The sequence below is a fragment of the Oleiphilus sp. HI0128 genome (genome assembly GCF_001635365.1).
In genome coordinates, this window is sequence record NZ_LWGG01000626.1 from 1 (window position 1) to 646 (window position 646).

A 646-nucleotide genomic window follows, 5' to 3' on the forward strand; every position below is an offset into this window, starting at 1 on the left:
AGCTGAACCAGTTTTCACTCGAGGATAAAGAACAGGTACGCATCGATACTACTTCTACCTCTTGGCTGCCAGGAATCGGCAGGCTGCAGGTTATGCCTTTGCACGATTTTGAGCATGAGCATGTCGCACTGGTGAAGTGGCCGAGTAATGAGCGTTTTCAGTCTCACCGTCATTTTGGAGGGGAGGAAATTTTTGTCCTATCGGGAAAGTTTTGTGATGAGCATGGCATCTATCCTAAAGGAAGCTGGATACGTAGCCCTCACATGAGTCAGCATCACCCCTTCGTTGAAGAGGAGACGGTCATTTTGGTGAAAACTGGGCACTTACCCGTGCCAATTAACCCTTAGATAATTAAGAGGCGAAAGTATCTCTACACACTAAAACGCTTTTAGTCAGCTCTGCTTAAGTGAGCAAAGTGGAATCTTAGGTGATCTTCTATGAAGCTTTGAATAAAAAAGTAACTATGGTCGTAGCCTTTTTGCATTCTGAGTTCTAGATTCGCGCCGACAGATTTGGCGGATTCTACAAGATTTTCGGGTTTTAGTTGTTCCAGCAGAAAATTATCCTCATCACCTTGATCCACTAATATCGGTAACGCACATCCATGTTCTTTTAACAGCTCGCAACTATCGTATTGTTTCCATGT

Annotated in this window: 2 protein-coding genes; one reads left to right on the plus strand and one right to left on the minus strand. The window is 44.0% G+C overall.

Going from position 1 to position 646, the window contains the following annotated elements; translation table 11 throughout:
- On the plus strand, nucleotides 1-347 hold a 347-nt coding region (locus A3763_RS07880), incomplete at its 5' end, for a cupin domain-containing protein (protein ID WP_197482841.1).
- A 41-nt stretch (nucleotides 348-388) separates the two neighbouring features.
- Here A3763_RS07880 and A3763_RS07885 read toward each other — a convergent pair.
- On the minus strand, nucleotides 389-646 hold a 258-nt coding region (locus A3763_RS07885), incomplete at its 5' end, for an alpha/beta hydrolase-fold protein (protein WP_255376614.1).